This window comes from Sphingobium terrigena, from assembly GCF_003591655.1.
Taxonomy (GTDB): domain Bacteria; phylum Pseudomonadota; class Alphaproteobacteria; order Sphingomonadales; family Sphingomonadaceae; genus Sphingobium; species Sphingobium terrigena.
Genome location: NZ_QVRA01000028.1, coordinates 38,586 through 50,727 on the forward strand (window position 1 = coordinate 38,586; position 12,142 = coordinate 50,727).

Genomic DNA, 12,142 nt, shown 5'->3' on the forward strand with positions numbered 1-12,142 from the left:
GCGATCACTCCGCCGCCTGCCGGACTGTGTCCGGCGTGCCGAGGATCTCGGCGGGATCGACACCCGCCAGGCGGCAGACCGCCTCGAGGGGAGAGAAACCCTGTCGCAACAGGCCTTCGAACGCCGCCACTTCCTCTGGCGCCGAGGTGTTGATCCAATAGGAGAAGGGATCGACGACCAGCCGCGCGATGCCCAGACCCAGCGGGGAGTCGATGAACACCTCGCTATAGTTCGGCTTGGAGTTGCGGACCGATTTCAGCAGGTCGAGCACGAACCCCGAATAGTCGAGAATCTTGTTCTCGACGGCGCGGTCATAGGTCGACCCCTGCAGCAGGAACCGGGTCGCGGCATTCTCGAGGATCACCTGGCCCGTGCCGCCAAACAGCATCAGGTCGTTCATTGACTGCAGCACGATGCCGAACGATCCGCGATATTTGCGTGCGCGCCGATAACCCTGGCCGAACGCCTCGGCGAGGCGGCTGAGATCCTGCCCTTCGGTCCGCGTCATGAACTGCGCGGCCTCGTCACACAGGACAAAGCGCGGGCGGTCGCGGGCCGAAAGGTAGAGTTCCTGGGTGACGGCGTTCACCACCACCATGACGATGACGTTGAACAGGTCTGGCATGGACTTGAGGCGCTCGAGTTCGAGCACGACAAACTCGTCCGAGCGGATGTCGAGCGTGGAGGGGCCGTTGAAATAATGGCCATAGGCGCCGTCGGAGCCGAAATCGCGAAGATTGAAGGCCAGCTCCCGCGCGACGGGTACGAGATGTTCGACCCGGTCGAGATCGCTTCCCGCATGGGCAGGATAAGTGCCGAGCCACTCGCGGACGGAGTCGATGCCATGGTCGGCACGGCCAGTGTCGATCGTCCATTGAACTGCCGATTTCAGCAGGTTCCATTCGGAGGTCGAGACGCCTTTGCGGGTCGAGGCATTGGCCATTTCGGCGACGATCGCCACCGCCATGGTGATCGCGGACTGTTTGTCGTCCCCGTCGAGCGCGAGACCCATATCGAATGGGTTGAGGACCAGTTGCTCCTCGCCGATGTCGATATAGCGGCCCGAGCACAGCGTGCAGAGCTTGCGGTAGCTCCCGCCGATGTCGATGATGCGGATGAGAGCGCCGCACGCGAAATATTGCTGGCAGAGATTATTGAGCAGGAAGCTCTTGCCCGCGCCGGATTCCGCCGAGACGATGAAATTGTAATTGTTGATGCGCGGGTCGAATAGATCGAGCGTGATGAGCTGGCCCTTGCGCCCCGTATAGAGCAGCGCCGGCCGCCCGCCGCCCCGGAAGTCGGTCTGGATCGGCGCCATCAGGACCGCCGCCTTGACCGGCATCCGGAAGTCGCGCTCGAGCATGCGCAGCGTCGTCCGGTCTGGGTAGAGCCCGAAGGGCAGGCTCATCGCGAGCAGCGTCGGATTGAGATAGCTCTCCTCCTGCATCGAGAAGGGAAGCGGCTCGCTCTCCCACAAGCGCTTGGCGCGCGCGGCAAGATCGCGGGCATGGGCACGGTCGCGGCCGAACACCCAGACCGTCGGGATAACGCGGACGAACTTCGAATTGCCCGCCTCGTCGAGGATCCAGCCAATCTCCTCGATCTGCTTGCCGACCTCCACCGCGAATGATCCCGCCGCCTTCTGGGCCGAGAGGATCTGCGCGCGCTTGTGGATCTCGAACTGCGAATGATCGAACAGGATGTTGAGCGTGTAGAGGAACGGCCCGCCGATCTGGTCGCTGTCCTCTGCCGAGCCGCGCATGCCGCCCAGCAAGCGGTTGGCGCGCTCGGCGGTAATGCGCCGCGCCGGCGCCTTGGGCGTCAGGCAGCGCGCGACCTGGTTGCCGAGGAAAACCTCCTGACCTTCGAACACCAGGTCGGGACCTGCGTCGATGATCTGCTTGGCGAGCGGCGGGGCGCCGATCGTCGTGCCGTCGGCGAACACACCGGGCGCGGGCTGCGCGACGCCGTTGAAGATGCGCCGGTAGAAGGCGATCATCTCCTCGGGCTCAAGCCGACGGATGCCGAGCTTGGCGAGCTGCTCCTCGACCTGGCGGCGCAAGTCCTCGCCCAGCGGCCGACGGGTCTTGATCGACAGCAAGGTCCGGAAGTTGCGGACGGGAATACCGTGCAGCGCCTTCAGGCCATGGCGGCCTTGGCTCAGATATTCGCGGGTCCGGCGCGCGGACGCCTGGATCAGTGGGTCGTCGCGGGTCTTGAGGTCGAGAAAGGCATCGAGCGCGTCATCGATCAGCGGATCGGCGAAGGTGTGGAGCTGGAGGACCGTGCCGTCGGGGAAATGGATGTTGAGCAAGCCCTGAAGCGCACCCTGGACATGTGCGAACAGGTAGGCGGTTGGCACGATCTCCCAGGCATGGCCCCAGCAGTCGTCGATGCACAGGAACGCCTCGGTCTCCGCGTCCCAGGCAACAAGCGGCAGATAGTCCGAATAGGCATCGCGGCGGACCGCATTGCGCATCCGCGCGTAGGTGAGCCCGCCACCGCCCTTGGATCCAAGCGCGCTCATTGCCGCGGCTCCGTCGCGGAGGCGATCGGCGCTTCGGGCGCATCACTGGCCGCCGCCGCCGGTTCCTGGACCTGGCCGAGGATTGGAGCTTTCGACGCCTGGCTCGGCGGGGCGACGAGCGTGCCCCCGACCACCCAGACGGGTTTATCGACGATCGAATAGACGTAGCGCGGCATATAAAGCCGGTCGAGCCGCTGGCGGTCGGCATAGGGCAGGATCAGCGTGCGGACAGTGCGCGCGGGCTTGAGCATCGGCGTCACCGGCGCCTCGATCAGCCCCTTGAGCTCCTGATAGACACTGTCGCGGTAGCTGCCATACGCACTCGGTGCCGTGGCCCGGCCGCCGCTTCGTGCACGCTCTGCTGCGGGTTGGTCGTGCAGCATCTTGCGGTCGTTGGTGACAGCGGGATCCGACTTCGATGCGACGCCGGCGACCGCATCTTCGTAGGCGCGCTCGGGATGGATGCACTGGCCGTGATCGTCATTCTTGCACGAGAATTTCTCGCTATAGGGCGACATGAGCGAACCCATGGTCGCGCAGCCTGAAAGGAGCAGGCTGGTTCCGGCGGCGAGCGCAAGCGCTCCGCCGCGCAAGGCGTGCTTGGGCATGGATGGTGCTCCCTGGAGTATGCTTGGCTGGCGCATCAGAATTTGCTCCCAACCGAGGGCTTGATCTCGAGGGCCAGGCCCTCCTGGATGACGACCACGACGTCCTTGGCAGCGCCGACTTCGACCACCGGCCCGGCCTGGCGAGCAAGATCGAGATAGAAATCGGTGAGCTTGTCGGATGAGCGTGAGAGGCCACCGGCGACGCCGGTTTTGGCCGCGTCGCCCGCATCGAGGGTCCGCACGCTGCCGAGCGCCGATGTCGAGACGTCGCCGAACGTGCCCTCGACCGACTGCGCGATCCCCGCGATCGTGCCGGCGATGAACGAGCGCGCGAGTGTCGCACCGGCGCGCGTCACGACCTTGCCGGAGAGGCCCTTCTTGCCGTCGGCATCGACGAAGAAGCCCTTGATGGGTTGGTCGACCACGGCGTGTTCGTCGAAATCGACGCACGAGATCGAGACGAGCTGGATCTCGACCCGCTCCTTGGCGAGGCTGCCGGTCGCATTGCCGATGACGAAGCATCCGGACAGGTTGGCTTTCACGTCATTCGGCAGAACGGCGGGGGCCTGGACACGTGCGATGATTGGTTCCGGATTGCTTGTCGCATCGCGGCTCGCGAGCGCGTCGACCCCGGTCAGCAGCCGCGCCTTCATGAAACCAGGCGGCAAATAGATCGTCCGATTGGCTTTTTTTGATCGCGCCCCGCCGGCCGCGCCTCCCTCGCCAGCAGCCGTGATCGCGGCGCCGATTGCACCGACCTGGCGCTCGGTCGGCGGCGCTGGTGGCGCCGGGGGTGACGTGGGGGCTGCGGGCGGGGGTGGCAGCGACCCGCCATCCGAATTCGCCTCGGGCGGTGCGGGCGGATAGGCGGGAGCCTCCCCGGGCAAGGCTGGCGGCAATCCCGCGTCGGTGCCATCGGGCAGTGCGTGGCCCGCGGCGCCCGCGCCCGGTACGATCTTGCCTTCCTCGATCGCGGTGACACGGTCGCCGAGCAGGGACTGGCCATCGAGGATCTTCTGCAGGTCGCCCCGCATCTTCACCTCGAGGCTGTCGCCGCGCAGGCCGGCGCCCATGTCCAATTTGGAGGCCTCGGGCACTGGCGCCAGATCCTTGGTGCCGCTGGAGCTCGCCGAGTAGAGGCCGTAACCGACCAAGGCGATCGTCGCCGCGACACTGATCTGCTTTGCCCGCAGCTTTTGGTCGGAGGTCATGCGCGACCATTGCGCGCGCAGGTCGAGCATGGCCGGGCGGTCGGTATCAGCCTCGATGGGTGCGCCTGTGGAAGCTCCGCCGAGCGGTTCGGGCTGGGGCGCGGCGCCTGACGCGCCGGGGTCCATTGACGCGGTCATTGGCCGACGCTCCGGCGCACGACAATCAGACGCGCGCTATCGCCCTGGCCAAGCGCGAGCCGGTCGAGTGTCACTGCGAAAATGTCCGGGCCGAACGCGCTGTCGAGAAAATTGCGCTCTTCGAGCGCCACCTGACGGCTCGTGCTCACCAGATACTCGCTGGCCGACAGCCCCGCCCCCTCGATATCGAGACGGCGCCGCTCGCTGATGGTGATGCTCGGCAGGTCGGGAAGTGTTAGCCGGTCGCGGCTCGGCGCCACCTCGGAGAAGGAGGCGGGAACGCGGTCCTGTAACAGCGCCAGCACGACGCCGACCGCGCGCTCTTCCTCGACCAGCGGGCCCAGCAGCGCGTCATTGGCCCGCGCCCGCTGGGCGGCGCCTGGCACCAAAGTCACCGTCTGGGCCGGCATGTCCGCCGGCTCGGCATAGAGCGGATAGATTGCGCCGTTGCACGAGACGAAGAATTCGGACGGCGTCGTCACATAGGTTCGGGTTTTCGCGCCCATGTCATCGGTCTCGAGCACCAGGAACTTGACCCAGGCGTCCGACCCTCCGCGCTCGACGGCCAGGCCCTTCTCCGCGGAGAATTTGACGTCCTCGATGTCGCCGCCGACACACACGATATGATTGACGTCGCGGTTGGACAGCCGGATGCGGCTGGTCTGGTCGGGCAGGGCCGCGACCGATTGGGCGAGCGCCGGTCCGGTGGCGGTGAATGCCGCCAGGGCGCAGGCAAGCCTCAGGCTTCTACCGAATCTCGGCATTGAAATTCTCCTCCTGAAGGGCGGTCAGCCAGAAGCGGCCGTTGTCGATGGCGTAGCGAATGCGCAGATTTCCGCGGAATTTGCGGATGACGCCGCCGATGACGCGAACCTTCTCCACCGGCACGACGATCTCGGTATCGGTGTAGGTCACCGGTTGATCGGCCCGGATGTAGGTGGCGATCGAGAGCGTCGGATTGCTGTTGAGCTCGTCGAGCAGCCGGTTCAGGCTGTCCCGCAGGCCATTGAAGGCGCTCGGATGGACGAGGCTCAGCAGTTCCTGGAATTGCCGGTCGGCCGAATAGGATGAATAGGTTCCCGCCATGCTGACGATGTTGCGGGTGATGGTGCGCAGATAGGTCGCCGACGGCTTGTTGCCGGTGACATAAAGGTCGCCGCCCGCGCCGAACGGAACGATCACGGTCCGCTGGTTCTGGTTCGACGTGTAGAGGACCGTGCCGAGCACCGCGGTGATCCCGAACAGGCCGGCGATCGCGAACTTCAACAGCCGGTTCTCTTCGAACAGGTTCGCCGAGCCCTGCAGATAGCGGTGAAGGTGCCAGCTGGGTCGCGTGTCGCCGATCATGTCGGCAGCGACCTTGCGCCTGAATGGATGCCCCATGCGCTCTACTCGAAGAAGCGGGTCTGTGTCGGACCCGGATAGTTGCGAAATTTGAGCAGGCCCCAGCGCCAGGCGAGGTGCGGGATGAAGCCCCGCGGCTTGCTCCGTTTCCAGGGAATGAAGAGGAGAAGGACGCCGAGGAGCGCCCAGCCGATCATCCCGCCGACAATCACGGCGACGAAGATGGTCGACATGACCACGATGAATTCCTGAGAGTCGAACCAGAGGATCTGGACCGGCCGGTGCAGGAATTGTGGAAGACGTTCGTCCAACGCCCTTCTCCCTTGCTTCATCACGCGTCAGCGTGACCTCCGAGGGATGACCACCACCCCCCGTCTCGGAAGGCGTGACCGCACCGGCAGCGCCGGCCCGGCACGCCGATGCTCAGATCACCATGCCGAAGGTCTGGAGGATGCTGTCCGCCTTGATCAGGCAGACGGCAGCCACGATCGTCGGAATGCCGATCATGATGTTGCTGAACAGGCGACTGACGCCGAACAGGAAGGCGGCGACGCCCGCTACGAAACCGAGCGGACCCTTGACCCCCTGGTTCACGACTATGTCGTAGATGTCGTAGCCGAGGTCGCCCGCGGCGGGCGCCGTGAACGCATGGGCAACGGTGGTGCCGGCCAGCGCGGCCAGAAGGATCAGGACGGCCGCATCGATCGTGCGGAAGGTCCTGCCCCGAAGCAGTTTGAGCATTGATGGTCTCCTTGGAAGCGGAGCCGTCCGAACACATGCCTGCCGGCACCGATTGAAATCGTTGTCGGCCGACGGCGACGCTGGACGGCTCCGAAGGAGCGCGACCGCCGGCATCCCGGCCCTCGCACCACCCGGCGCGCGCTCGGGGGAGCTGTCGCGCGGGGCGGGGACGAGGCCCGCCAGATCGAAGTCAACGCGGCCGCTTACGACCGCGAACCGGGTGTCAGGGGCGCGCATCTGCGTTCCCCTGCTTTTGCTCGAGGAACGCCTCGAGTTCGGCCTGTTGAAAGCCGGAGATCAGCTTGCCGTCGACGAACAATGTCGGTGTCCCCGAGACACCCATCTTCTTGACGGTCAGCGCGTCCTTGGTGACCTTATCCGCGCCCGCTGCGCATTTGAGCAGTTCGGCGGGTCGGGCACCGGCATAGACTGACCTGAAGGCCGCGACCTTGTCGGGCGAACACAGAATGTGCTCGGCTTTCGCCGCGGCGTCCAGATGGATGCCGCTGACGAAATAGATCAGACGTTGCACGACCTTGCCCTCGGCAGCCTTCACGGCCCAGAACCGCTCGAGCGCTTGGCAATATGGACAGTCGGGATCGGTGAACTCGATGACCTTCGGCGCGCCGGCCGGGCCGATGACGAGTGCCTCGTTGGGGTCGATGGCCCCGAGACGCTTCCGCGCGCTCGCATCCTGCGCCATCGCGGTGACGTTGAGGCCGTTCTTGTCGTAAACGGCAGCAAACAGCAGGTGCTCGCTCTCCGGCGCGAAATAGATGATGCGCCCGCCTGCGGTCGCCTGATAGATTGGTCCCTTGACGGGCGCCGGTCCGAAATCCTCGAAGCTGAGGTTGGTGAAGGTCTGGCGCAATTGACGCTGGGCGTCCGCAGCCGCCGCGGGCAGGGGATCGGTCGCCGGCGCCACCGATGCATCCTGCGCAAAAGCGGATGTCCCGGCGATCAGCAGCGAAGCTGCCAACAGTTCAGCGGCGCGGCGCACGCGAAGCCTCCTTCGCGGTGCTGGCGGCGAGCGCGAAGATCTTCGCGTCTACCGTGAGCGCTGCGCCGATCGGGATGGCGGACGCAGCCGCCACCTTGTCGACCTGCGTGAGCGACTGGTGGCGGATCGAGTAGCCCTGATCGTCCTGAACGATCGCCAGGCGGCCGCGAGCGGCACAGGGATAACCTTCGGCGTCAGGCCGATAATTTTGAGCCTGAGCCTGGGGCGCGAGTAGGCTGGTCGCCAGGATCGCAACAAGCCCGGTCGATGGGCGTGGAAAGGTCATGAGACACGTCTCCTCGTGGCGCGAATCCGCGCTTTGGCTTCAGGGTTTGGAGGTACGGATCGAGGGACTGCGGGCGTTCGCTAGAGCCGTCCATGACCACCGATCCGGTGTGCCACGAGCAATGCCGATGTCTTGAAATGCCTGCAATAGGGAGGGCACTGAAGTGCCGAAGCGGCGAAAGAAAGCTTATAAGTCCACAACTTGAATATTGGAGACCATCACGCGCTCAAATGGACGCTAAACGGACCCGAGCGGCACTGAAGTGCCGCTTTGGTCATGGTTGGAGTAGGGTGCAGGCCGACTTTCGCCCCGAAACAGCAGCAAATCGCCATCGGGAAGGGGGTAGCAAGCGAATGGGCCGAGCAACACGAACCTTCAAACTCCGGCTCTCGTCGGCCGGGATGGATGTGCTCATCGACTCGCACTGCCATCTGATTCGCACGACACGCTGTCTGCTTGCGTGGGGCACTACGCTGCATGTGGCCGTGAACTATCTCGATACGGTCCCTGCGAGCGCAATCGTCGATTCTTTGAATGCCCTCCGAGCAGCACCATTGAGCGGATCGGAAGAGCATCACGTCGGTGCGCCGCATCGCCTATGGGATATTGCTTCTCAGATTGCCGAGCGCGTTCGACGTGCCGCGCCGGATCATGAGGCGCCCTCCCTTGGGAGCATCTACATTCTCGCGCTTCAGCATCTTGCGCGGGCGGATGGCGCACAGCTCCTGGCTGCCTTCGAACGCGCACGACCGCCGGTTAAGAGGCCGCCCATCGCCGATGGCGAGATTGCTGAATGATTTCAGAAAGCTGGCAGCCAATGCTTGGCCAAACTGGCGGCGGTTCCGTTTGACAGTGGTGGTATGCACACCTAGCAATAGGGTCCGGAATGGCCTTGGCGGGCGGTATCTCCCGTAAGGAGACGCGGAAATGTCGCTGGATTGCGCGGCTTCCGTTGCTGATGCACCGCTCTCGTATGTCAAAGAACAGTCGGGACGGCAGATCGAGGAAGCACGGAAGAAGATAGGTATCACGCAGCGCGAGCTGGCAAGGAATCTCGGTATGGGAGTCCGCTGGTTGCGTGAGATCGAGTCGGGAAATCCAAAGTCGAAGCTCGATGATCATCTGCGCTGTACATATCGGCTTGGCCTGTCGACCGGCCACATTCTTATCCCCCTGCTGTTCGCGGGCCAACGCATGTGCTTCCCTAGGCAGCTCGCGGCCGGCGATCTTTGCGATCTCGAGCGGCTGTGCGTTGAAGTTGTCGCGGAGCGGAATCTCAGCCAACTGACCAATGCCTTGACGCCTCGCTGGCAGTCGCCGCCGCTCATGGCGGGAGCGAGTTCATGATGTCTGCCGCCGATCCGATCACGCAAGAACGCGTCTATCGGGCCTTGAAAGCAGATTATCTGGCGGGGCTGTTCCACGCCGGCGAGAAGCTCGAAATCCAGGATATCGCAGACCGCCATGGGGCGAGCAAAACACCCGTGCGAGAAGCGGCTTGTCGACTGATGGGAGAGGGCCTGGTTGAGCCGGATAGCGCCGGCGGATTTCGGGTCACGCTCGCGACCCCGCCAGCATTGATCCACCTCTATGCCTGGAACACGCACCTGCTGCTGGGCTTAGCCCAAAGGCTGAAGAAATCAGTTCTCAGCCAGACGCTGGACCGATTCTCGAATGCCGAGTTCGGCAGCACCCCCGTCGAGATCGCCACACTTACCGGGGCGATCTTCTTGGCGTTTGCCGAAGCCACAGGCAATTCGGAAGCGATGGCCACGATCACGCAAATCAACGAGCGTCTATTCTATCCGCGAGTCGCTGGAGTGGCCAAGGTCAAGGAGGCCGCCAGAGAGCTTCGTACAATGACAAACTCCGCTGTGACCGATGTCCATAAGAGCGTCCATCGGCGCATTGAATCTTACCACGAGCGGAGAATCGTCCATCAACAGAGCATTATCCAGAAGCACGCTCCAATATCGTTAGATAGCTAAGTCAGACACTTAGTAGGCATATATCCCAGCGGCCCTCAAATTTCGGTCAATTCCAATGGCCGTTCGCGGATATCGCGCCATTTTGTCCAGATATACTTGCAACATCTGCGGTATTGGACGGAGTAACTCGGGATTGTCGTGGATTCACACGGCAGATCAAGAGGAGCATATCATGCAGCGCAACGACCAACATCGCGACGACGAGCTGATCGACCTCGGCGGTGTCATCGAAGAGACCAAGGGTGGCGCCCCGAATCTCAACGATACCGCGGGTCAGCAGCAGCCTTTCGGCGGCGCGCTCACCGACGACTGAAACCTTGCGTGCGCTCTCCGTGCGGAGAGCGCACGTTTGCAGGTTTGATGCTGACATGCGCCTTAGTCTCGGTCACGATCTCCACAGCTGCATGGTCAATGGGAAGGTCATCTTTCTCGATGCCGCGGCCGGTCGCTACTTTTGTCTTCCCGATCGATTGGAGGGCGTTTTCGTTGACGCGGCCCGGCTTGGGCCGATCAACGAACGCGGGCCCGAAATTCAGGAGATGATCGGAAGAGGCCTGCTCGTTGTGGACACGCCGAATCCAAAGCCGCTATTGCCCGATTCAGATCTCCCCGCTCTGTATCGCGATCTTTCCGACAATCGCTCTCGCCCTTCCTTGTCGGATGTGGCCACGGCTGCCGCAGCACAGGCCCGTGCGGCCATCGTTCTGCGAACCAAGCGTTTTCAACAGATTTTGCGCATGTTGCAGAGCTCGCGCAATGCAGCCCAAGCGCTGCAGCCTGGGAATGACGGTGCAACGGCCATACGGCTTGCAACAGCGCTTCAAGCAACCAGTCTGCTGTTTGGTTCATCTGACCGATGCTTGAATCGTTCGCTGGCATTGCTGCAGTTATGTTACCGGCGCGGAAGCACGCCAACATTCGTCATAGGTGTTCGCACCAACCCGTTTGTGGCCCACTGTTGGGTGCAGCAGGGCGATCTCGTCTTGAACGATCGATCAGAACATGCCCGACTTTTTGCGCGCATTTTCGCCCTATGACGAACCTCCGGTATCTCCTCATCATCTTTCGAGACGAAACCAGTCGACATGACAAAATCGCCGAAATCCTGAATCGCACGGGGCTGGCTGCGAGCCACTCTGCAGGCCCGATCACCGCAGTCGTCAGTGACCCGCGTTGGCTGTTGGCCCTTCCGCTAGGCATCGCGGTCGGCACGCTGTTTCCTCGCCGCGGCCCGGGCCGCGCGATCGATCATGATGATGCCCACCTCTTGGCTGACATCCAACGGTACGGAGAATCGGCGCTGCTAGACCACTATTGGGGCAATTACGTCGTTGCGCTCCAGACTTCTGGGCGCGTCTATATTCAGCCCGATCCCACTGGAACGATGCCGAGCTACTTTGTAGACCATGGTTCGTTTGTAGCGTTCTCCTCGGACCCGGCTCTCCTGCAGGATGCGGGCTTGCTCGACGTGGCAATCGACTGGGAGGGGCTCTCAAAATATCTCTACTTCGCAGATCTTCCTATCCAACAGACCGCACTTGATGGGTTGTCCCGTGTCCTTGCAGGATCAGCGGTCATAGTGACGCCCAACGGGCTTCGGGTAGAGGAGTGCTGGTCGCCATGGGAATTCGTCGATCGGGCTCCATCTGACCGGCCTGAGCAATATGCCGAACGACTTGAACGGACGGTTTCGACATGCGTCACGGCGCTAAGCTCTCCGCATTCCTCGCTTCTGCTCGCCGTTTCAGGCGGACTCGATTCCTCGATAATTGCAGCCTCGCTGTCTGCCCGATCTGAAAAAGCATGTCTTACCGTCGCGACGGATGATCCTTCGGGCGATGAGCGATACTATGCGAGAGCGCTGTGCGAGTGGCTTGAGACAAAACTGCTTGAGGATTTTTACTCGATCGACGACATTGATCTGCGCCGCTCCTGTGTCGCTCACAAGCCCTATCCCTGCGGCCGTTCGCAATCACTCGCCTACAACGCTGCGGTCAGAAGGGCGGTGACGGCAACTGGCTCAAAGGCCGTGTTGACCGGAAATGGCGGAGATAATGTTTTCTTCCACAGCCAATCGGCAAGGCCCATTATCGATCGGTTTCAGGCCGAAGGGCTCAGCCTGGGCATGCTCAGGACGCTTAGCGAAATTTGCTCGTTGACGGGGTGCAGTGCTTTCGTAAGCGCCGACGGAAGGTGGCGTTGACGCGGCCTGTCAGGCTTTTCGGCGTGTCCGTGGCGCCCATTTTTTCGCAAGCGCTTCCAGCCTTGCCTCGATCAGGGGGATATCGGGCTTGGCGTT

At 63.0% G+C, this 12,142-nt stretch carries 15 protein-coding genes; 6 read left to right on the forward strand and 9 right to left on the reverse strand.

Annotated elements, in window-relative coordinates; genetic code table 11:
- Window positions 1-4: 4 nt before the first annotated feature.
- The 9 genes from D0Z70_RS20555 to D0Z70_RS20595 form a co-directional block, all read right to left on the reverse strand.
- Window positions 5-2,527: a TraC family protein gene (locus tag D0Z70_RS20555; RefSeq protein ID WP_119749722.1), complete on the reverse strand. Its 2,523-nt coding sequence runs from the start codon at window positions 2,525-2,527 to the stop codon at window positions 5-7.
- Window positions 2,524-3,135 (reverse strand): TraV family lipoprotein, encoded by a 612-nt coding sequence (locus D0Z70_RS20560; protein WP_119749724.1) that lies wholly within the window; start codon window positions 3,133-3,135, stop codon window positions 2,524-2,526. The genes D0Z70_RS20555 and D0Z70_RS20560 overlap by 4 nt, the downstream gene beginning before the upstream one ends.
- A gap of 35 nt (window positions 3,136-3,170) precedes the next feature.
- Window positions 3,171-4,484, reverse strand: a complete 1,314-nt coding sequence (locus tag D0Z70_RS20565; RefSeq protein WP_239019058.1) for a TraB/VirB10 family protein — start codon at window positions 4,482-4,484, stop codon at window positions 3,171-3,173.
- Window positions 4,481-5,248, reverse strand: coding sequence for a type-F conjugative transfer system secretin TraK (locus tag D0Z70_RS20570; RefSeq protein ID WP_119749728.1), 768 nt, complete (start codon window positions 5,246-5,248; stop codon window positions 4,481-4,483). Before D0Z70_RS20570 ends, D0Z70_RS20565 begins: the two co-directional genes overlap by 4 nt.
- Window positions 5,232-5,831: a type IV conjugative transfer system protein TraE gene (locus D0Z70_RS20575; RefSeq protein ID WP_220475679.1), complete on the reverse strand. Its 600-nt coding sequence runs from the start codon at window positions 5,829-5,831 to the stop codon at window positions 5,232-5,234. Before D0Z70_RS20575 ends, D0Z70_RS20570 begins: the two co-directional genes overlap by 17 nt.
- 41 nt (window positions 5,832-5,872) lie before the next feature.
- Complete coding sequence (locus D0Z70_RS20580) at window positions 5,873-6,139, reverse strand: type IV conjugative transfer system protein TraL (protein ID WP_119749732.1); 267 nt, start codon at window positions 6,137-6,139, stop codon at window positions 5,873-5,875.
- A 112-nt stretch (window positions 6,140-6,251) separates the two neighbouring features.
- Complete coding sequence (locus D0Z70_RS20585; RefSeq protein WP_119749734.1) at window positions 6,252-6,569, reverse strand: hypothetical protein; 318 nt, start codon at window positions 6,567-6,569, stop codon at window positions 6,252-6,254.
- Window positions 6,570-6,792: 223 nt separating this feature from the next.
- A complete protein-coding gene (locus tag D0Z70_RS20590; protein WP_119749736.1) occupies window positions 6,793-7,569 on the reverse strand; it encodes a DsbC family protein in 777 nt (258 codons plus the stop codon).
- Complete coding sequence (locus tag D0Z70_RS20595) at window positions 7,553-7,855, reverse strand: hypothetical protein (RefSeq protein ID WP_119749738.1); 303 nt, start codon at window positions 7,853-7,855, stop codon at window positions 7,553-7,555. Before D0Z70_RS20595 ends, D0Z70_RS20590 begins: the two co-directional genes overlap by 17 nt.
- 353 nt (window positions 7,856-8,208) lie before the next feature.
- On the opposite strand from D0Z70_RS20595, the gene D0Z70_RS24690 reads away from it, so the two are divergent.
- The 6 genes from D0Z70_RS24690 (at window position 8,209) to D0Z70_RS20625 (ending at window position 12,046) form a co-directional block, all read left to right on the forward strand.
- A complete protein-coding gene (locus D0Z70_RS24690) occupies window positions 8,209-8,652 on the forward strand; it encodes a hypothetical protein (RefSeq protein WP_147418807.1) in 444 nt (147 codons plus the stop codon).
- Window positions 8,653-8,782: 130 nt separating this feature from the next.
- Window positions 8,783-9,202 (forward strand): helix-turn-helix domain-containing protein, encoded by a 420-nt coding sequence (locus tag D0Z70_RS20605; RefSeq protein WP_119749742.1) that lies wholly within the window; start codon window positions 8,783-8,785, stop codon window positions 9,200-9,202.
- On the forward strand, window positions 9,199-9,843 hold the full coding sequence (locus tag D0Z70_RS20610; protein WP_119749744.1) for a GntR family transcriptional regulator: 645 nt from the start codon (window positions 9,199-9,201) through the stop codon (window positions 9,841-9,843). Before D0Z70_RS20605 ends, D0Z70_RS20610 begins: the two co-directional genes overlap by 4 nt.
- A 172-nt stretch (window positions 9,844-10,015) precedes the next feature.
- Window positions 10,016-10,156 carry a benenodin family lasso peptide gene (locus D0Z70_RS25045; RefSeq protein ID WP_182914057.1) on the forward strand — a complete coding sequence of 47 codons (141 nt, stop codon included), beginning with the start codon at window positions 10,016-10,018 and terminating at the stop codon, window positions 10,154-10,156.
- Between the two features lie 91 nt (window positions 10,157-10,247).
- Window positions 10,248-10,880, forward strand: a complete 633-nt coding sequence (locus D0Z70_RS20620) for a lasso peptide biosynthesis B2 protein (protein WP_182914058.1) — start codon at window positions 10,248-10,250, stop codon at window positions 10,878-10,880.
- Entirely contained in the window at window positions 10,877-12,046 is a 1,170-nt protein-coding gene (locus tag D0Z70_RS20625) for an asparagine synthase-related protein (protein ID WP_119749750.1), read from the forward strand. Before D0Z70_RS20620 ends, D0Z70_RS20625 begins: the two co-directional genes overlap by 4 nt.
- Window positions 12,047-12,142 lie beyond the last annotated feature (96 nt).

Coding starts and splice junctions, on each gene's coding strand:
- D0Z70_RS20555 (WP_119749722.1), bottom strand. CDS start 2,527: ATGAGCGCGCTTGGATCCAAGGGCGGTGGCGGGCTCACCTACGCGCGG.
- D0Z70_RS20560 (WP_119749724.1), bottom strand. CDS start 3,135: ATGCCCAAGCACGCCTTGCGCGGCGGAGCGCTTGCGCTCGCCGCCGGA.
- D0Z70_RS20565 (WP_239019058.1), bottom strand. CDS start 4,484: ATGACCGCGTCAATGGACCCCGGCGCGTCAGGCGCCGCGCCCCAGCCC.
- D0Z70_RS20570 (WP_119749728.1), bottom strand. CDS start 5,248: ATGCCGAGATTCGGTAGAAGCCTGAGGCTTGCCTGCGCCCTGGCGGCA.
- D0Z70_RS20575 (WP_220475679.1), bottom strand. CDS start 5,831: ATGATCGGCGACACGCGACCCAGCTGGCACCTTCACCGCTATCTGCAG.
- D0Z70_RS20585 (WP_119749734.1), bottom strand. CDS start 6,569: ATGCTCAAACTGCTTCGGGGCAGGACCTTCCGCACGATCGATGCGGCC.
- D0Z70_RS20595 (WP_119749738.1), bottom strand. CDS start 7,855: ATGACCTTTCCACGCCCATCGACCGGGCTTGTTGCGATCCTGGCGACC.
- D0Z70_RS24690 (WP_147418807.1), top strand. CDS start 8,209: ATGGGCCGAGCAACACGAACCTTCAAACTCCGGCTCTCGTCGGCCGGG.
- D0Z70_RS20605 (WP_119749742.1), top strand. CDS start 8,783: ATGTCGCTGGATTGCGCGGCTTCCGTTGCTGATGCACCGCTCTCGTAT.
- D0Z70_RS20610 (WP_119749744.1), top strand. CDS start 9,199: ATGATGTCTGCCGCCGATCCGATCACGCAAGAACGCGTCTATCGGGCC.
- D0Z70_RS25045 (WP_182914057.1), top strand. CDS start 10,016: ATGCAGCGCAACGACCAACATCGCGACGACGAGCTGATCGACCTCGGC.
- D0Z70_RS20620 (WP_182914058.1), top strand. CDS start 10,248: ATGGTCAATGGGAAGGTCATCTTTCTCGATGCCGCGGCCGGTCGCTAC.
- D0Z70_RS20625 (WP_119749750.1), top strand. CDS start 10,877: ATGACGAACCTCCGGTATCTCCTCATCATCTTTCGAGACGAAACCAGT.